Raw genomic sequence first — 17,476 nt, 5'->3', positions numbered from 1 at the left:
TCAGGCCGTTGTCGCCGCCGCAGGCGCCCCGGTAAACGGCCATATCGTCCGCCATCGCCTACAGTTCCGTAGACAGAAGGGCAGCCTTGCCTTACCGCGGTCTGTCGCGGCCTTGCCGTCTTGCCGCCATGCCATCCCCGGGAGCATCCGTGTCCCCACCTTCCCGCCCGGCGCTCGCCGGGACGCTCGCCACCCGGTCCGCCCCGCGGAACACCCCGTACGAAGGCGGGCCCCCCGAAGCGCAGGCGCCTCGGGGACGGCCCCGGCCCGCCGACCGAGCCGCCGACCGAGCGCGCAGCGGCGGCCTCGCAGCCCGGGCACGGGTCCGGGCAGCGGACCGGCAACAGGCAGGAGAGCGCTGATGCCCGAAGCGGGCCCGGAGCCCGGCCGGAGGGGGAGCGGCGCGAGTACGGACGCACCCGAGGGCGGGACCTCGCGGCGGGCTTTGCTCGGCTGGGGCGGCGCCGGTCTGGCGCTGGGCGCCGCCGTGGCCGGCGGCGCCGTCGCGGTCTTCCACGGCAAGTCCGCCCCCGGTGACCCCGGCACGGGCGGTGCTGCCGTGCCCTTCCACGGCGAGCACCAGGCCGGTATCGCCTCCGCCGTCCAGGACCGGCTGCACTTCGCCGCGTTCGACGTGAAGACGAAGGACCGCGCGGAGCTCGTCCGGCTCCTCGAGGACTGGACACGGGCGGCCGAGCGGATGACCGCCGGGCTTCCCGTCGGCGAGGGCGCGGTCGGCGGCCTGCCGCAGGCCCCGCCGGACGACACGGGCGAGGCGCTCGGCCTCAAGCCCTCCCGTCTCACCCTCACCATCGGTTTCGGCCCGGGCCTCTTCGCCAAGGACCGCTTCGGTCTGGAGGGCAGGCGCCCCGAGGCCCTGGTAGACCTGGAGCAGTTCCCCGGCGACAGCCTGGACCCGGCCAGGAGCGGCGGCGACCTGTGCATCCAGGCCTGCGCCGACGACCCCCAGGTCGCCGTGCACGCCGTCCGCAACCTGGCCCGGATCGGCTTCGGCAAGACGGCGGTGCGCTGGTCGCAGCTCGGCTTCGGCAAGACCTCGTCCACCACCCCGGACGAGCAGACCCCGCGCAACATGATGGGCTTCAAGGACGGCACCCGGAACATCTCCGGCACCGATCAGAAGTCCCTCGACCGGTACGTGTGGGTAGGCGCCGGCGACGGAGCCGACTGGCTGGCCGGCGGCTCCTACCTGGTGGCCCGCCGCATCCGGATGCGCATCGAGATCTGGGACCGGACCTCCCTGCAGGAGCAGGAGGACATCATCGGCCGGGACAAGGGCGAAGGCGCCCCCGCAGGCAGGTCGAAGGAGCGCGACGAGCCGTTCCTGAAGGCGATGAAGCCGGAGGCGCACGTCCGCCTAGCCCACCCGGACAGCAACAGCGGGGCCACGATCCTGCGCCGCGGTTACTCGTTCACCGACGGCACCGACGGCCTCGGCCGCCTCGACGCCGGTCTCTTCTTCCTCGCCTACCAGCGCGACGTCCGCAGGGGCTTCGTCCCGATCCAGCGCAGCCTGGCCAAGAGCGACGTGCTCAACGAGTACATCCAGCACGTGGGCTCGGCCGTCTTCGCCGTTCCGCCGGGCGTGCGAGACACGGACGACTGGTGGGGCCGGTCCCTGCTCAGCTGACCCCACCGGAAGGAACCCCGCACCGTGTTCGGGAACTATCTGATCGGCCTGCGCGAAGGACTCGAGGCCAGCCTCATCGTCTGCATCCTGATCGCCTACCTGGTCAAGACCGGCCGCCAGGACAGACTGACGCCCGTGTGGCTCGGCGTCGGCCTGGCCGTCACCCTGTCGCTGGGTTTCGGTGCCGCCCTCCAGTTCGGCTCCTCCACCCTTGCCTTCCGGACCCAGGAGGCCCTCGGCGGCTTCCTGTCCGTCCTGTCGGTGGGCCTGGTCACCTGGATGGTCTTCTGGATGCGGCGCACCGCGCGGCACCTGAAGAGCGACCTGCAGGGCAAGCTCGACGCCGCCCTCGCCATGGGCGCCGGCGCCCTGGTCCTCACCGCGTTCATCGCGGTCGGCAGGGAGGGGCTGGAGACCTCCCTCTTCATCTGGACGGCCGTCGAGGCCACCGGTGACGGCATCCGCCCCCTGATCGGCGCGCTGCTCGGACTCCTGACCTCCGTCGTGCTGGGCTGGCTGTTCTACCGCGGTGCGCTGAAGATCAATCTGGCCAAGTTCTTCACCTGGACCGGAGCCATGCTGATCGTCGTCGCGGCGGGCGTCCTCGCGTACGGGTTCCACGACCTCCAGGAGGCCGGCTTCCTCCCCGGCCTGCACACCCTCGCCTTCGACATCAGCGACACCGTCCCGGCCGACAGCTGGTACGGGACCCTCCTCAAGGGCGTGTTCAACTTCCAGCCCGACCCGACCGTCCTCCAGCTGGCCGTGTGGGGCCTCTACCTCGTCCCGACGATGGTCCTGTTCCTGGCACCCCAGCGCCGTAGCACCCCGGCGGACAGCCCGGCCCGCTCCACCACGGCCGGCTGAACCGGCACAAACTGATGTGCGGATCCGGCGTCGGGTTGACAGGCTGAGATCATGAACGAGCTGACCACCACACCCATCACCGCGGAACTCCTGCGCGGCGCCCTCGACCTGGAGCGCACCGAGCACGGTGTGCTCCCGCACCGGCTGCCGGCCAGGGCCCGCGCCCAGTGCACCGACGGGCAGCTGGCGATGGCGGAGGCCCAGCCCTCCGGCGTACGGCTGGTGTTCCGCACCCGGGCCACCGTCGTCGAGCTGGACACGCTCCGCACCAAGATGGCCTACGTGGGCGCACCGCCCCGCCCCGACGGCGTGTACGACCTCCTGGTCGACGGCCGCGTGGCCGGGCGGTCCGGTGTGACCGGCGGCCGCGTCCTCTTGGTCGACATGAGCACCGGATCCGCGGAGACCCGCCCCGGCCCGGTCGGCACCGTCCGGTTCGCCGGTCTGCCCGACCGGCCGAAGGACGTCGAGATCTGGCTGCCGTACAACGAGATCACCGAGCTCGTCGCGCTGCGCACGGACGCCCCCGTCGAGCCGGTACCGCAGGGGAGCCGCAGGGTGTGGCTGCACCACGGCAGTTCGATCAGCCACGGCTCGGACGCGGCGAGCCCCTCCACGACCTGGCCGGCGCTGGCCGCTTCCCTCGGCGACGTGGAGCTGGTCAACCTGGGTCTGGGCGGCAGCGCCCTGCTGGATCCGTTCACCGCCCGGGCCATGCGGGACACCCCCGCGGACCTGATCAGCGTCAAGATCGGCGTCAACCTGGTCAACACGGACCTGATGCGTCTGCGCGCCTTCACCCCGGCGGTGCACGGGTTCCTCGACACCCTTCGCGAGGGGCATCCCACCACGCCCCTGCTGGTCGTCTCGCCCATCCTGTGCCCCATCCACGAGGACACTCCCGGCCCCACCGCCCCGGACTTCTGCACCCTCGGCGCCGGGAGGCTGCAATTCCGGGCCGCGGGCGATCCCGCGGAGCGCGCAGCCGGGAAGCTGACGCTCAACGTCATCCGCGAGGAGCTGGCCCGCATCGTGGAACAGCGGGCGGCCGACGACCCCCACCTGCACTACGCCGACGGCCGCGAGCTCTACGGCGAGGCGGACTTCGCCGACCTCCCGCTCCCGGACCAGCTCCACCCGGACGCCGCCACCCACCGCCGCATGGCCGACCGCTTCGCCGAACTGGCCTTCGGCACCGCCGGCCCCTTCACCGCCCGCTGACACGTACGGCGCGGCCGCGCCGCTCCGGTCCTCTCCGCGCCCCTGCGCCGAGAGGACCGAGCGCGTCAGGACGACGGGGTGACCTGGATGGTGGTCAGGGCGCCGCCGGAGGCCTCCTTCACGACCGTGATGCGTGTGCCGGTGTCCGGTACCTTCACGCCCACCTGCGGCAGGTCGGCGTTCCAGTAGCCGGCACGCCGGTCGTCGAAGACCGGGACACCCGGCCGCGCCGGGATCAGCACCGGTACGCCCGCCTTGTGCAGCACGATCTCGTCGCTCGGGCGCGTGGAGAACGTCGCGTCGAAGGTCTGGGCCCGTGCGTTGAGCAGGGTCCCGTCGGCGTTGCGCAGCGGCTCCGGCCGCGCGTCGACGGGCAGCAGCATCCCCGCGCCCGGGTGCGCCTTCGTGGTGTTGTCGCTGTACGCCGTGTCCCAGAGCCAGATGAGCACGCCCTGCTGGTACGGGTAGAACTCGACCGTGTCGTTCCCGGCGCCGAAGTTGTACGGGCCGCTCTTGAGGTAGGCCCCGTAGCCGGTGTAGCGCCGGTTCTCGACCAGGTACGCGCGGGGGTGCTCCGCGGTGCCCGTACGGCCCTGTGTACGCGACCACTTCAGCGCGTTCCAGCCGTTCGCGCCCTGCTCGGCCCCGTCGCGCAGCAGCTCCCGATCACCCGCCGTGATCCGGATGTCGTCGAAGGTGACGCCCTTGCCGTGCGTGTTGCCGTCCGAGGTCACCCGGAGCCGCAGCTGGATGCTGCGGCCGGCCAACCCGTCCAGCGGCACGGCGAGTTCGGCTCAGCCGCCCGAGGTGCCGGAGATCCCCTTCGCCGGGATCGGGGCGCCGCCCACCGTGCCCGGCAGGGGGGACCACGTGGTGCCGCCGTCCGTCGAGGCCTCCACGGTCAGGAAGTCGAAGTCCTGCTCGATGTCGTACCAGACACGGGCGTCGAGCCGGGCCGCCTGCCCCGCGCCGGAGAGGTCGACCGTCCGGGTCAGGGTGTTGTCCATGAAGTCGCCGGTGCCGCTCCACCACTGGCCGGCGCCCTCGTACGGGTCGGTCAGATCGGTGCGGGTCACCGACGGCGGCAGATGCACCAACAACGCCTGTGGATCCTCGGTGTTGTAGCCGGAGACCCCGAGCACGGCGCGCGTCCTGCGGCCCGCGTCGGCCTCGGTGTACTCCAGCCAGCCCAGTTGCAGCTTGCTCCAGGGGTCGAGGTCGCCGGGGTAGTCGCCGGTGGTGTTCCGGCCCTTGCCGAGGTAGGACGCCGAGGACATCAGCGACCAGAAGTTGACGCTGTTGTCCCCGTCGGAGCTGTACAGGTCGGGCAGTCCGAGGTCGTGCCCGAACTCGTGGGCGAACAGTCCGACCCCGCTGTTCTCGCCGCCGGTCAGATAGTCGCCGGCCCAGATGCCGGAGTCGCCGACCGGGGTGCCGCCCGCCTTGTTGCCGGCCGGCCCCGCGCTGCCGGCCTGGTCCCAGTACGCGAACCAGCGGTGCGCCCACACGGCGTCCTTGCCCTGGTCGCCGCCGCCCCAGGTCTGGTCCTTGCCCCCGTGGACGACGACGAGGTGGTCGAGATAGCCGTCCGGCTCGTCGAAGTTGCCGTCGTGGTCGGCGTCGTAGCGGTCCCATACGTCGTACTCGGCCAGCTGGGCCTTGATCTGCTCCGGGGTACGGCCCTTGGCGCGCTCGGTGTGGTACCAGGCGTTGGTGGCATCGCGTACGAGGTCCCAGTTGGTGCGGCACTGGCCGGGCTCGGAGCAGTTGTCGGTCCCGTACCGGGCTTCGTTCCACGGCAGCCGTACCCAGTCGCTGACCTGGCCGTCCATGTCGTAGCGGCCGGAGGACTGCAACCGGTAGTAGTTGCGGAGCGTGACGGCGCCGGGGTCGGTTCCGAAGAACTGCTGCTGGTAGTACGCCTGGCTGAAGTCCTTGCGCCACAGGGTGTGGTTGTCGCTCTTCGAGGGCTTGCCGATGGTGTTGTGGCGGGGGCCGGGCGTGCCGCCGAAGCGCGGTTTGCCCTCGAACTCGGTGGTCGTGTCCACCTGGTCGCCGAACTCGGCGAGTATCACGAAGACCTTGTCCTTGCGCTCCTGGGCGAGTTCGACGTACCGCTTGCCGACCGCGGCCCGGCGGGGGAGCGTGCCGTCCGCCTCGGCCGCGGTGGCGCCGGAGGCGACGCCCTCGAGCGCCTGGCGGCGCAGGCTCTGGCGCTGGAGCTCCAGCGGTGCGGGCGGTGGGGCCGGGGAGAGTTCGGGGGCCGGCCGCGCCGCGGGGGGCGGCGGGGCGGGCGCGGCGAGCGCGGGGGTGGCGAGGAGGGCGAGGGATATCGCCGCTACCACCGCGGGGAGTCTGCGCAACGTGGCTGACCTTTCGTGAGTTCGGTCGAAGCGCAGGTAATATTTCACATGTCACAGGTGACGGCTAGAGTGCTGGAGACGTCACAAGTTCGCCGCGGGCGGGACGCCGGGAGGCGCCCGCCCGCGGCGAGCCGTGCGAGGAGGCCGACGTCAGGTCAGCCGTCGATGCGGTGCTGCGTCCAGAACGAGGTCAGGTCCGTGGTCGTGGCTGCCTGGGCGGCCGCCTTGAACTCGGCGGTGGTCGAGACGCCGTACCAGTGTGAAGTGGCGTAGTCCTTCAGCAGCTTGGCCATCACGCTGTCGCCGAGGACGCGCCGCAGGTCGTGCAGGGCGCACTTGCCGTAGCCGTAGATGACGGTGGAGTACCGGGACGAGTGGGCGTCCCAGTAGGCCATCGAGTTGGTGATCTTCTCTGCCGATCCGGCCCACGAGACGCCGTTCCAGCAGTTGGCACCGGTCTTGTTCAGCGCCAGGTCGGTGGAGTAGTCGGTGAACGCCTCGTCGAGCCAGGGGCTGGTGTACTGGTCGTCGCCGACGATGCCGTACCACCACTGGTGGCCGATCTCGTGGGTGAGTGCGGTGGTGCTGACCAGGTCGAGGACGAACCCGGGGTACTCCATGCCGCCGAACCAGAAGTTGTTGTCGATCACGGCGTCCAGCTCGCCGTACGGGTAGGCGCCGAACCGGGCCGCGTGGGCGTCCACGGCGGACTTGGCGGTGGTGAGCATCGACTGCGCGTCGGCCGAGCCGATGCCCGAGACGGAGTAGACGTTGACCGGGGTGCCGGCGGCCGAGGTGCCGGAGATCTTGCTGAACGGGCCGGCCGCCCAGGCGAAGTCGCGGACCTTGGTGGCGGTTGCCGTGGTGACCGTACGTCCGCTCGATCCCGGGGTGTCGACCGAGCCGCCGGTCGCGGGCACCAGGAGGGTGTTCGGGTGGTCGAGGGCCACGCGGAAGTCGGCGGCCAGCGAGTAGAACGATTCGCCGTTGTTGGTGTACGGGTCCAGGTGCCAGCCCGCCGCGTCCCTGACCGCGAGCACGGGCAGGGCGTTGCCGATGAAGCTGAAGGCGCCGTCGTAGCCGAAGCGGTCGGCGCCGCTGGGCACGGTGATGCCCAGGTCGAAGCCGATCGTGGCGGTCTGTCCCTGCGTCAGCGGCGCGGGCAGGCCGATCTTCAGGGCCGTGCAGCCGACCGAGAGGGCGCCCGCCGTGCCGCCGGTGACGTTGCCGACGGTGATCGGCATGGCGGAGCAGGTGCCGTGGTAGTTGTCCCACAGCCGCAGGTACACCTCGCTGAGCGGGGTGGCGGAGGCGTTGGTGAAGGTCGCGCTCTCGTGGCCGGTCCAGACGGTGCCGCTCGTGTTGCTGCTGAGACTGACGGTGTACGAGGGTGCGGCCGGCGTACGCGTGGAGTCGGCGGGCGGGACCGTGCCACCGGAGGTGGCGAGGGCCACGTCGTCGACGACGAAGCTCGTCTGGAGGCTGGAGTCCTCCGTTCCGGTGAAGGCGACGCTCACGGTCTGGCCCGCGAAGGCCGACACGTCGAACGACTTCTGCACGTAGCCGGTGTTCTTGTCGAGGTTCGAGTACGTCGCCAGCGTCGTGGCGCCGATCTTCGCCGTGAGCTTGTCGTACTTGGTCGACGTGGTCGTCTCGGCGGTGTCGATGTGCAACCAGAACGTGAGGCTGGCCGTGCTGCATCCGGAGGGGATCGTGACGCTCTGGGAGAGCGTGTCGGTGTGCGTCCGGCCGACACCGTTCAGCCAGGCGAACGTGGTGCCGCCGTGGGCGGCCTGGCCGGCGCGGTTGGTGATGAGGCCGGTCTGTGACTGGGTCCAGGGCGAGGTGCCGCTCTCGAAGTCGCCGTTGGCGACCACCTGGGCCGGAGTGCAGGCGGCTGCGAGAGGCGCCTCGGGCGGCGCGGCGGCCGCGGGGGTGGCGGAGAGTGCGGCGGCTGCCAGCGCGGCGAGGGCGAACGCGCCCGCGGCGAGGGCCTTGTGGGGGGTCGGTCTCACACGAAACTCCTTTGAGGCGGCCGGGGTTCCGGCCTGCTCGGTGGCCGCCCGGTCGGCTCGGGTGCGCCGGAGGGCGGCCGCGGGCTGTGCGCATCGTCTGCACGAGCGCTGAGTGAGATCTGCTGTGCCACGTCCCCCTGGGGTCAGGGCGACGACTGCCGGAAGAGCCTGGCAGATTTGACCGGGCCATGCCATGAAGGGCGGGTAAAGTGTTCGTTCGCGTCAGGGGCCGCCGATCGACTCGGCGGCGGCAGTGCCCGGCCGCTGATTGCATGACAAACGGGTCCCGCTGCCGGGCGGCGGCCGACCCGCCGGCCGCGGGTGAGCCGCGTCTCACCCGGGCGCAGCGGCTTGTCTATGCAACGAGTTGCATAGAAAGATCAGGGGCATGGCGCTCGAACACGCGATCCTCGTCTCGCTGCTGGAGAAGCCGGGTTCAGGCTACGAGCTGGCCCGGCGCTTCGACCGGTCCATCGGCTATTTCTGGACCGCCACCCATCAGCAGATCTACCGCGTCCTCAAGCGCATGGAGAGCGACGGCATGCTCGCCGTCCGCGAGGTGGTGCAGCAGGGCCGGCCGGACAAGAAGGAGTACTCCGTCGCCGGCCCCGGCCGCACCGCCCTCTCCCGGTGGCTGCACGAGCCGATCGAACCCGAGAGCCTCCGGCACGACCTCGCCGTGAAGATCCGCGGCGCGGCCTTCGACGACCCGGCCGCACTCGTCCAGGAGGTCGAGCGGCACCGCCAGGTGCACCGGGACCGGCTCGCCCACTACCTCGCCGGGGAACTGCGCGACTTCACCGGGCCCGAGGCGCCCGCAACGCCAGACGCCGGTCAGGAACTGCAGCACGTCGTGCTGCGCGGCGGCATCGCGTACGAACGGATGACGATCGCCTGGCTCGACGACGTGCTCGCCACCGTCCACCGGCTCGCAGCGCCCCGCCCGCGCAGCTGAACCGCCCCCCCCGCATCCGGAACCAGCACCCTTCACCCCTCGACCCAACCCCTCGGAAGGCGGACCTCCATGGCCGACGCCCTGCTGTTCAACCCGCGCACCTACGACCCGCAGCACTTCGACCCCGAGACCCGCAGGCTGCTGCGCGCCACCGTCGACTGGTTCGAGGAGCGCGGCAAGCGCCGGCTGATCGAGGACTACCGGTCCCGCGCCTGGCTGGCGGACTTCCTCGCCTTCTCCGCGAAGGAGGGCCTGTTCGCCACGTTCCTCACCCCGGCCTCCGCCGCCGACGGCCACGCCGACAAGCGCTGGGACACCGCCCGCATCGCCGCCCTCAATGAGATCTTCGGCTTCTACGGCCTCGACTACTGGTACGCCTGGCAGGTGACCATCCTCGGCCTCGGCCCCGTCTGGCAGAGCGACAACGCCGCCGCCCGCACCCGCGCGGCCGAACTCCTCTCCCAGGGCGAGGTGTTCGCCTTCGGCCTGTCCGAGAAGGCGCACGGCGCCGACATCTACTCCACCGACATGCTGCTGGAGCCCGACGGCAACGGCGGATTCCGGGCCACCGGCTCCAAGTACTACATCGGCAACGGCAACGCAGCCGCTCTGGTCTCCGTCTTCGGCCGCCGCACCGACATCGAGGGTCCGGACGGGTACGTCTTCTTCGCCGCCGACAGCCGCCACCCGGCCTACCGCCTGGTGAAGAACGTCGTCGACTCCTCCAAGTACGTCAGCGAGTTCCGCCTCGAGGACTACCCGGTCGGCCCGGACGACGTCCTGCACACCGGTCGCGCCGCCTTCGACGCCGCCCTCAACACCGTCAACGTCGGCAAGTTCAACCTCTGCACCGCCTCGATCGGCATCTGCGAGCACGCGATGTACGAGGCCGTCACGCACGCGCAGAACCGCATCCTGTACGGCCGCCCCGTCACCGCCTTCCCGCACGTGCGGCGCGAGCTGACCGACGCGTACGTCCGTCTCGTCGGGATGAAGCTGTTCAGCGACCGAGCCGTCGACTACTTCCGCACCGCGGGCCCCGACGACCGCCGCTACCTCCTCTTCAACCCGATGACGAAGATGAAGGTGACCACGGAGGGCGAGAAGGTCATCGACCTGATGTGGGACGTCATCGCCGCCAAGGGCTTCGAGAAGGACAACTACTTCGCCCAGGCCGCCGTCGAGATCCGCGGGCTGCCGAAGCTCGAGGGCACGGTCCACGTCAACCTCGCGCTGATCCTCAAGTTCATGCGCAACCACCTGCTGGACCCGGCGCAGTACGCGCCCGTCCCGACCCGCCTCGATGCGGCGGACGACGAGTTCCTCTTCCGGCAGGGCCCGGCCCGCGGCCTGGGCTCCGTACGCTTCCACGACTGGCGCCCCGCCTTCGACGCGTACGCCGCCCTGCCCAACGTCGCCCGCTTCCGCGAGCAGGCGGACGCGCTGTGCACGTTCGTGACCACCGCCGCCCCCGACGAGCAGCAGAGCCGCGACCTGGACCTCCTGCTCGCCGTCGGCCAGCTCTTCGCGCTCGTCGTCCACGGTCAGCTGATCCTGGAGCAGGCGCAGCTGACCGGCCTGGACGAGGACGTCCTGGACGAGCTGTTCGCCGTCCTCGTACGCGACTTCTCCGCGCACGCCGTCGAGCTGCACGGAAAGGACTCCGCCACCGAGGAGCAGCAGAGCTGGGCCATGGGTGCGGTCCGGCGTCCGGTCATCGATGCAGCCCGCTCGGCGCGGGTCTGGGACCGTGTCGAGGCACTGTCCGGGGCGTACGAGATGGCGCCGTAACGACGGCAGCGCAGCAGCCGCTCCGGCCCGCCACCGCGTTCGCCCGCGCGGTGGCGGGCCGTGCTGCTCGCTCCCGGTGGCGGACCCGGCCCGGGAAGGAAGCCCGGCCCGTAGCGTGGTGGTATGACTACGAAGCCGACCGGTGCGAGCGGACCGAAGGTGCCGCCCTCCTACCCGCCCAGGACGCCTCCGCCGCAGAAGAAGCCCGTGGAAGCCCCACGCCCCCGGCCCGCCACGAAGCCGGCGGCCCGGACGCCCGCGCACGGAGCCCGGATACGGGGTCGGGCCGCGACCTCGTAGGGTGGCGGGATGGCGATCACACCAGCGGAGCAGGACGGCACCCGGCTGCTGTACGGATGCATGGCGCTCGGCGGCAGCTGGGACACCGATACGTACGGCCCCGCGGACATCGATGCGGCCGAGGCGGCGATCGCGGCGGCGCTGGACAGTGGAATCGACACCTTCGACCATGCTGACATCTACCGGCGCGGCAAGGCGGAAGCCGTCTTCGGAGAGGTCCTGGCCCGCACTCCGGGCCTGCGCGAGCGGATCGTGCTGCAGACGAAGTGCGGGATCCGGCTGGCCGACGGCGACCTCCCCGGCATGTACGACCTGCGCGGCCCGTCCATCGTGCGGCGCGTCGAGGAGAGCCTCGGCCGCCTTCGCACCGACGTCGTCGACGTCCTGCTCCTGCACCGGCCCGACCCGCTGGCCGACCCGGGGGACATCGCGGCGGCCCTCACCTCGCTGCGTGAGCAGGGACTGGTCCGCCGGTTCGGCGTCTCGAACATGAACGCCGCGCAGATCGCCGCCCTCCAGCGGCATCTGGAGTTCCCGCTGGTCGCCAACCAGCTGGAGATGAGCCTGGACCGGCGGGACTGGCTCGAGGACGGCGTCCTCGTCAACACGGCCGCGGCAGCGGGGAACGGCTTCCCGGCCGGGACGCTCGAGTACTGCGTGGAGAACGGAGTCCGCCTCCAGGCCTGGGGCGCGCTGGCGCAGGGCCGGTTCACCGGCCGGCAGGAGAGCCCCGAGGAGCACGCAACGGCCGGCCTCGTGCGGTCGCTGGCCGAAGCGAAGGGCACCACGCCGGAGACGGTACTGCTGTGGTGGCTGCAGCGGCATCCCGCCCGCGTCGCCCCCGTCGTGGGCAGCGGCCGCCCCGAGCGCATCCGGGCCTGCCGCGACGCCGCGCTGCGCGAACCCGATCTCACGCACGAGGAGTGGTACGAGCTGTGGATCGCCGCCCGCGGAGCCCCGCTGCCGTAGCGGGGCGGGCGGGTCGGCGGTCCGGCGGGTCCGGCGGTGTCAGGGTGTGGCGGTCAGATGCTCCACGACCAGGTCTGGTCCGCGCTGACCACCCAGGCGAGGACGACGAGGTCGGCGACGCCCAGGGCGAGGCCGAGCCGGGCGCGTCCGGGACGGCCCGTGCCGCGGTGCAGGGCGAGGGCGGCGAGGACGATCGCGGTCGGCCCGAGGAACAGGTTCATCGCGAGGAGGCCGATCAGGCCGAACACGAACGAGGCCACCGCCATCCCGTCGGCCTGACGGACGACGGGAGCGGGGAGCGCGGTACCGGGGGTATTCATGATCATCCTTCCTGTCGGCCGGCCGGTCGGTGGCGCCTGGCGGTCCGCTCGCGCACCGCGAAGACCAGCAACCAGCAGGAGATCGCGGCGGTGGCGGCGAGGGATATGTCGACGGGCACATGGGCCACGGTTCCCAGGGCGACCCCCATCAGCATGAGGGCCGCTATCAGGAAGAGCATCGTGCTTCCTCCATCGTGCTCACTCCAAAGAATAGGAGACAGTTGTGCACTGACTGCTCAGTCTAAATGCAAGCGCGCGGATTCAGGGAATCGGGGGTTGACTTTTCGTCATGAGTGAGACCATCGGGGCGCGCCAGGCCCAACGGAACAAAACTCGCAGGGCCTTGCTGGACGCAGCCCTGTCACTGCTGGAGGAGCAGGGCCTGGGCAGCCTCGGCCTGCGGGAGGTGACCCGCGTCGCGGGGGTCACGCCGACGGCCTTCTACCGGCACTTCCGCGACACCGAAGAGCTGGGCATCGCGCTGGTGGACGAGGCGCTGCAGAGCTTGCACGGCACCGTCCGCTCGACCCTCACCGCCTCCGGCGACGCGGAGCAGCGGATCGACACGACGGTGGGCCTGATGGCCGGACTCGTACGGGAGTACCCGGGGCACATCCGTTTCATCGTGCGGGAACGGCACGGCGGCGTGCGCAGGGTACGCGAGGCGGTGGCGGGCCAGCTCGACGCGTTCGCCGACGAGGTGGCCGAGCGCCTCGGCGCCGATCCGCTGAGTGCGGGCTGGAGCGCGGACGACCTGCTCATGCTGGCGCGGCTGTACGTCGACCACATGGTGATGACCGTTTCCGCCTACCTGGCCGCCGGCCCGGAGGACGAGGAGTGGGCAGCGGTCACCCGGACCGCCCGCCGCCAACTCCGGCTGATCCACACGGGACGGCTGAACTGGACCCCCGAAAGGCTTCGGTAGCATCGGCCTCTCCGGCCGGACGGGGGAGGCAGGCACATGGTCGCGAGGTACGTCGTCTCGCCGAAGGGCGGCCGCCGCGCCCACCCCGACATCACGTCCGCTCTGCGCGCCGCAGCCGCGCGGGGCCGCCCAGCGGTGATCGAGATCGCGGCCGGCCGCTACGACGAGGCGCTCAGCGTCCACGGCGAGGTCCGGTTGACCGCCATCGACGGCCCGGGCTCCGTGGTCGTGAACCGGCCGCGCGGCGCCGTGCTCGACACCTTCGGATCGGTCCGTGTCCACGGCCTCGTACTGACCGGCCGCGACGCGGACGTCGTCGCCTGCCATGCGGGAACGCTCACGCTCGAGCACACGCAGATCCGGGCGGACCACGGCGTCGGCGTACACGCGAAACCGAACACCTCCGTGACCCTGCGGGACAGCGTGGTCCTGCACGGCCGGACCCTCTTCGCCGGGTCGGCCGGACTCGTCGAACGGTGCCGGTTCACCGACGCCGCCGACAATGCCGTCGCGGTGATCGAGGGCGCCGACGTCTCGGTCCGCGACAGCTGGATCGGTGGCAGCCGGATCCACGGCGTACGGGTCAGCGAGGCGCGGGCCGAGGTCGTCCGGTGCGAGCTGACCGGCACCGGAAAGGCGGCCGTCATCGCGGACACGCGCGCGGAACTCGCCGTCACCGGCTGCACGATCACCGCCACGCACGCCGAGGGCGTCATGTTCATCGAACAGTCCCGGGGCTCCGTGGACGACACCCGCGTGACCGATGCGGAACACGGGATCGCAGTGGCGAGTGGTGCCGACCCGGTGGTGCGCGGCTGCATCCTGACCGGCTGCCGCGATACCGGCATCAACGTCCAGACCTCCGGCCGCGGCAGGTTCGAGAACTGCGAGGTCCACGACGCGGGCAACGTCGCGGTGCTGTCCACCACGGGCGGCGCCCCCGAGGTCCACGGCTGCCGCATCTCCGGCGGCAACGTCGGCATCGCCGTCACCGAAGCCGCCCGGGGCCGCTTCACCCGGGTCGGGATCGCGGACCTGACGGGCCTCGGCCTGCGGGTCTGGGACGGCTCCGGGGCCGTGTTCGAGCAAGTCCGCGTGGAGCGCTGTCCGTTGGGCCTGGATTCCCGGGGCGACGGCGGCACGAAGACCACCGTCTCCGACACCGACTTCCGTGACTTCGACCTGGGCGCGGTATCCGTCCTCGGCCAGTCCCGCGTTACGCTCAAGGGCGTGACGGCTGAGCGCGGGGTGCTGGGCTTCGGCGTCGGCGAGGACGCCCAGCTGCTCGTCGACGACTGCCGGGTCGGGGCGGTGAGCGCCGGCGGGGCCATCGCCTTCGGCAACGGGAGACTCGTCGCGCGGAGCCTCACCGTGACGGGCTCCGGCGCATTCGGGCTCTGCGGTACGGACTCCGCCTATCTGGAGGTCGCGAACAGCGAGTTCACCGACTGTTCGGCCGCGGGCGCCCGATTCGCCGACGAGTGCGGGGGCCGGCTGGTGGACTGCTCGGTGAACGGCACGCAGGGTGCGGCCGTGCAGGACAACGGCCGCGTCGAACTGGTCTCGCTGCGTACGTCGCTGCCCGTCGTCCAGCAGACCGCACCGCCGGTCGAGCGTCCGCCGACGATCGTCAACAACTTCTACGGCCCGGTCTTCAACGCCGCGGTCCACGGTGCTCAGCTCGCGTGGAACAACGGCAACGTGATCCAGCAGACCAACGAGGACGGTTCCAGCCCATGAACGAACCGCAGAACGTCAACAACTACGACGGGCCGGTGTTCAACGCCCCCGTGTCGGGCGCACAGTTCGCCTGGAACAACGACACGGTCACCCAGAACCAGCAGAACAACGGCACCGTCGCCCCGGGCTTCGCCGAGCTCGCCGCGCTCGTCACCGACCTGCTCCGGCAACTGCCCCGGGCGGGCCTCGCCGATCGGGACCGGGAGGACGCCGAGTCCGCGGCCAGGGAGGTCCTCGCGGAGATCAGCCGCCCGGAACCTCCTGAGGAAGGCCGGCTCCGCCGCGCGCTCGCCCTGCTCAAGGGAACGCTGGCCCCGATCGCCACCGGCGTCGTGGCCGGTACGACGGTGGGGGCGCAGGAATGGGCCCGGACCGCGATCGAAGGGCTGACGAGCATCGTCTGATCACGATCGATCACGATGCCCGAGGGTGACGTGGAAGCTCGCGAGTGCCCAAGTATCCTCTGCCAGACGGACTTTGGCTGACCACCAGCGAACCGGGACGGCGAGGGGCAGATATGTGGGGGCGGGGGACGGTCCTCGGGGACCGGTACACACTGGCCGAGCGGATCGGCGGCGGTGGCATGGGCGAGGTCTGGCGCGCCGACGACGACGTGCTCAGACGTCAGGTCGCCGTGAAGGTGCTGCTTCCCGCGCTGCTCGACGACGTCTCGTTCGCGGCGCGGTTCCGCCGCGAGGCCACGGTCCTCGCCTCGCTCAGTCACCCGGGCATCGTCGACGTGCACGACTACGGCGAGAGCCGGATCGAATCCGGTGAGCAGGTCGCGTACATCGTCATGGACCTCGTCGAGGGGCGGACGCTGAACGAGGTCCGCGCACAGTCCGGACCCCTCCCCGTCGAGCAGGCACTCGACATCGCCGGGCAGGCCCTCGACGCACTGCACGCCGCGCACCTGCAGGGTGTCACGCACCGCGACATCAAGCCGTCGAACCTGATGCTGGGCGAGGACGGCCGGGTGACGGTCACCGACTTCGGCATCGCCCGTTCCAGCGCGGCCAGCACCGGGATCACCGACTCGCACGCGGTTCTCGGGACCGCGCTGTACATGGCTCCCGAGCAGGCGGAGGGGCTCGGCGCCATCGCCGCGTCCGACCTGTACTCCATGGGCGTGGTCTGCTTCGAACTGCTCACCGGAGAACCACCGTTCACCGGCGAATCGGTCGTCGAGATCGCGCTCAAGCACATCAGGGAGCCGGTCCCGGACCTTCCGGCCGAGTTCCCCGGGCCGGTACGCGCTTTCGTCGCCAGAGCGCTGGCCAAGCGGCCCGAGGAGCGGTACGCCGACGCCTCGGTGATGGCTGCGGCGGCGCGGCGCGCGGCAGCCGGACGGCCGCTCGGCGAGCTCGACGCGCCCGCGGTACCGGTCGTCGCGGCGGCGGCCACCCCGGCTGCGGGGGCCGGCGCCGAGCTGCGGCGGTCGTGGCGGGATCGGCTGCGCATCCCCGGGTCCGTCTCCGCGCCGCTCGCGATCGGGTTCAGCGTGACGATCACGGTCTCGGTGGCCGTCACCGTCTTCTACATCGACCCCGGGGCTCGGCGGACCGATGCGAACGGGCCGGGGCAGCACCCCTCCGCGTCCGCGTCCGCGCCGGCATCCGGCAGCGGGAGCCAGAGTCCCGGTGTGTCCCCCTCGGGGAGCGCGGCAGCCGGTACGCCCGATACCCCGCCTCCGCCGCCGGGCGAGAACCCGGGCGCGCAGGGCGGTGGCGGGGCCGCCGCGGGCGGCGTCGGCGGCGCGGCGCCGGCCCCGGACCCCCAGCCGGCCGCAGGCGGTTCCGGCAACGGCGGGAGCCAGCCCGGCTCGGGGCCGAGCGGTGGCGGCGCCGGGGGCGGGACCACGCCCGGGGGCGGCGGCTCGACCCCCGGAGGATCGGGCAACGGAGGGTCCAACCCGCCGCAGGGCTGCGGCGGAGCCGGCTGGGGCGCCATCACCAACGTCGGCGACGGGCTCAAGATCGGCTTCAGCGGCGCCGCCCCGCAGGGGAACGCCAAGGTGATCATGGGCGGCACCACCGCATTCGGCTGGCTCCACGAGAAGAACAACTACGACAGCTTCAAGACGTGCGGCTCGTCAGGCATCTCGATGACGCGGGCGTTGACGCAGTTCAACGACACCGTGCGCGTCGAGCTCGCCGGCCCGTTCGCCGGAGACGGGTGGTGGAACCTGGAGAAGGCCCCCACGGCGGGCGCCTACTACATCAAGGACATCGCGTTCCAGGGCGGCTGCCTGACGGACAACGGCGCCGGCAACCAGCTGACGGTGGTCGCCTGCTCCGGGAGCAGAGCCCAGCAGTGGCGGATTCCGTAGCGGCGGCTGCCCGGGCGGCCCCGGTATCGC

At 71.6% G+C, this 17,476-nt stretch carries 15 protein-coding genes; 10 read left to right on the top strand and 5 right to left on the bottom strand.

What is annotated here, in order from left to right; all coding sequences use genetic code 11:
- Positions 1-361: 361 nt before the first annotated feature.
- The 3 genes from efeB to ACZ5WG_RS22370 are packed head-to-tail and all read left to right on the top strand — an operon-like array spanning position 362 to position 3,739.
- Positions 362-1,651, top strand: a complete 1,290-nt coding sequence (gene efeB / locus ACZ5WG_RS22380) for an iron uptake transporter deferrochelatase/peroxidase subunit (protein WP_468725357.1) — start codon at positions 362-364, stop codon at positions 1,649-1,651.
- Between the two features lie 24 nt (positions 1,652-1,675).
- Positions 1,676-2,518, top strand: a complete 843-nt coding sequence (gene efeU, locus ACZ5WG_RS22375; protein ID WP_468725356.1) for an iron uptake transporter permease EfeU — start codon at positions 1,676-1,678, stop codon at positions 2,516-2,518.
- A 51-nt stretch (positions 2,519-2,569) separates the two neighbouring features.
- Complete coding sequence (locus ACZ5WG_RS22370; protein WP_468725354.1) at positions 2,570-3,739, top strand: GDSL-type esterase/lipase family protein; 1,170 nt, start codon at positions 2,570-2,572, stop codon at positions 3,737-3,739.
- A 65-nt stretch (positions 3,740-3,804) separates the two neighbouring features.
- On the opposite strand, the gene ACZ5WG_RS22365 is transcribed toward ACZ5WG_RS22370, so the two are convergent.
- From ACZ5WG_RS22365 to ACZ5WG_RS22355, 3 genes are all read right to left on the bottom strand, one after another.
- Entirely contained in the window at positions 3,805-4,506 is a 702-nt protein-coding gene (locus tag ACZ5WG_RS22365; RefSeq protein WP_468725353.1) for a hypothetical protein, read from the bottom strand.
- Between the two features lie 27 nt (positions 4,507-4,533).
- The gene (locus ACZ5WG_RS22360; protein ID WP_468725351.1) at positions 4,534-6,084 is read right to left on the bottom strand and encodes an immune inhibitor A domain-containing protein; all 1,551 of its coding nucleotides are present in this window, start codon (positions 6,082-6,084) and stop codon (positions 4,534-4,536) included.
- Between the two features lie 173 nt (positions 6,085-6,257).
- On the bottom strand, positions 6,258-8,117 hold the full coding sequence (locus tag ACZ5WG_RS22355) for a M1 family metallopeptidase (protein WP_468725350.1): 1,860 nt from the start codon (positions 8,115-8,117) through the stop codon (positions 6,258-6,260).
- A 388-nt stretch (positions 8,118-8,505) separates the two neighbouring features.
- Here ACZ5WG_RS22355 and ACZ5WG_RS22350 point away from each other — a divergent pair, with 388 nt between their 5' ends.
- The 3 genes from ACZ5WG_RS22350 (at position 8,506) to ACZ5WG_RS22340 (ending at position 12,132) form a co-directional block, all read left to right on the top strand.
- A complete protein-coding gene (locus ACZ5WG_RS22350) occupies positions 8,506-9,072 on the top strand; it encodes a PadR family transcriptional regulator (protein WP_468725349.1) in 567 nt (188 codons plus the stop codon).
- A gap of 69 nt (positions 9,073-9,141) precedes the next feature.
- A complete protein-coding gene (locus tag ACZ5WG_RS22345; protein WP_468725347.1) occupies positions 9,142-10,863 on the top strand; it encodes an acyl-CoA dehydrogenase family protein in 1,722 nt (573 codons plus the stop codon).
- Positions 10,864-11,172: 309 nt separating this feature from the next.
- Positions 11,173-12,132, top strand: a complete 960-nt coding sequence (locus ACZ5WG_RS22340) for an aldo/keto reductase (protein WP_468725345.1) — start codon at positions 11,173-11,175, stop codon at positions 12,130-12,132.
- Positions 12,133-12,185: 53 nt separating this feature from the next.
- Here the strand turns inward: ACZ5WG_RS22340 and ACZ5WG_RS22335 are convergent, their stop codons facing one another.
- Entirely contained in the window at positions 12,186-12,458 is a 273-nt protein-coding gene (locus tag ACZ5WG_RS22335; protein WP_468725344.1) for a DUF4190 domain-containing protein, read from the bottom strand.
- Positions 12,455-12,631, bottom strand: coding sequence for a hypothetical protein (locus ACZ5WG_RS22330; protein ID WP_468725342.1), 177 nt, complete (start codon positions 12,629-12,631; stop codon positions 12,455-12,457). Before ACZ5WG_RS22330 ends, ACZ5WG_RS22335 begins: the two co-directional genes overlap by 4 nt.
- Positions 12,632-12,741: 110 nt before the next feature.
- Here ACZ5WG_RS22330 and ACZ5WG_RS22325 point away from each other — a divergent pair, with 110 nt between their 5' ends.
- The 4 genes from ACZ5WG_RS22325 to ACZ5WG_RS22310 all read left to right on the top strand — a co-directional run bounded on the left by ACZ5WG_RS22325 (position 12,742) and on the right by ACZ5WG_RS22310 (position 17,446).
- Positions 12,742-13,377, top strand: a complete 636-nt coding sequence (locus ACZ5WG_RS22325) for a TetR family transcriptional regulator (protein WP_468725340.1) — start codon at positions 12,742-12,744, stop codon at positions 13,375-13,377.
- A gap of 36 nt (positions 13,378-13,413) precedes the next feature.
- Positions 13,414-15,117: a right-handed parallel beta-helix repeat-containing protein gene (locus tag ACZ5WG_RS22320; protein WP_468725339.1), complete on the top strand. Its 1,704-nt coding sequence runs from the start codon at positions 13,414-13,416 to the stop codon at positions 15,115-15,117.
- Entirely contained in the window at positions 15,114-15,521 is a 408-nt protein-coding gene (locus tag ACZ5WG_RS22315; RefSeq protein WP_468725338.1) for a hypothetical protein, read from the top strand. Before ACZ5WG_RS22320 ends, ACZ5WG_RS22315 begins: the two co-directional genes overlap by 4 nt.
- A 113-nt stretch (positions 15,522-15,634) precedes the next feature.
- Positions 15,635-17,446 (top strand): protein kinase domain-containing protein, encoded by a 1,812-nt coding sequence (locus ACZ5WG_RS22310; RefSeq protein WP_468725336.1) that lies wholly within the window; start codon positions 15,635-15,637, stop codon positions 17,444-17,446.
- Positions 17,447-17,476 lie beyond the last annotated feature (30 nt).

Source organism: Streptomyces sp. NPDC032745 (assembly GCF_055579465.1).
Note: the sequence above shows the minus strand (reverse complement) of the source record. Positions and strands in the feature narration are given on the sequence as shown.

Coding starts and splice junctions, on each gene's coding strand:
- ACZ5WG_RS22315 (WP_468725338.1), top strand. CDS start 15,114: ATGAACGAACCGCAGAACGTCAACAACTACGACGGGCCGGTGTTCAAC.
- ACZ5WG_RS22350 (WP_468725349.1), top strand. CDS start 8,506: ATGGCGCTCGAACACGCGATCCTCGTCTCGCTGCTGGAGAAGCCGGGT.
- ACZ5WG_RS22310 (WP_468725336.1), top strand. CDS start 15,635: ATGTGGGGGCGGGGGACGGTCCTCGGGGACCGGTACACACTGGCCGAG.
- ACZ5WG_RS22345 (WP_468725347.1), top strand. CDS start 9,142: ATGGCCGACGCCCTGCTGTTCAACCCGCGCACCTACGACCCGCAGCAC.
- ACZ5WG_RS22330 (WP_468725342.1), bottom strand. CDS start 12,631: ATGCTCTTCCTGATAGCGGCCCTCATGCTGATGGGGGTCGCCCTGGGA.
- ACZ5WG_RS22335 (WP_468725344.1), bottom strand. CDS start 12,458: ATGATCATGAATACCCCCGGTACCGCGCTCCCCGCTCCCGTCGTCCGT.
- efeB (WP_468725357.1), top strand. CDS start 362: ATGCCCGAAGCGGGCCCGGAGCCCGGCCGGAGGGGGAGCGGCGCGAGT.
- ACZ5WG_RS22370 (WP_468725354.1), top strand. CDS start 2,570: ATGAACGAGCTGACCACCACACCCATCACCGCGGAACTCCTGCGCGGC.
- ACZ5WG_RS22340 (WP_468725345.1), top strand. CDS start 11,173: ATGGCGATCACACCAGCGGAGCAGGACGGCACCCGGCTGCTGTACGGA.
- ACZ5WG_RS22320 (WP_468725339.1), top strand. CDS start 13,414: ATGGTCGCGAGGTACGTCGTCTCGCCGAAGGGCGGCCGCCGCGCCCAC.
- ACZ5WG_RS22325 (WP_468725340.1), top strand. CDS start 12,742: ATGAGTGAGACCATCGGGGCGCGCCAGGCCCAACGGAACAAAACTCGC.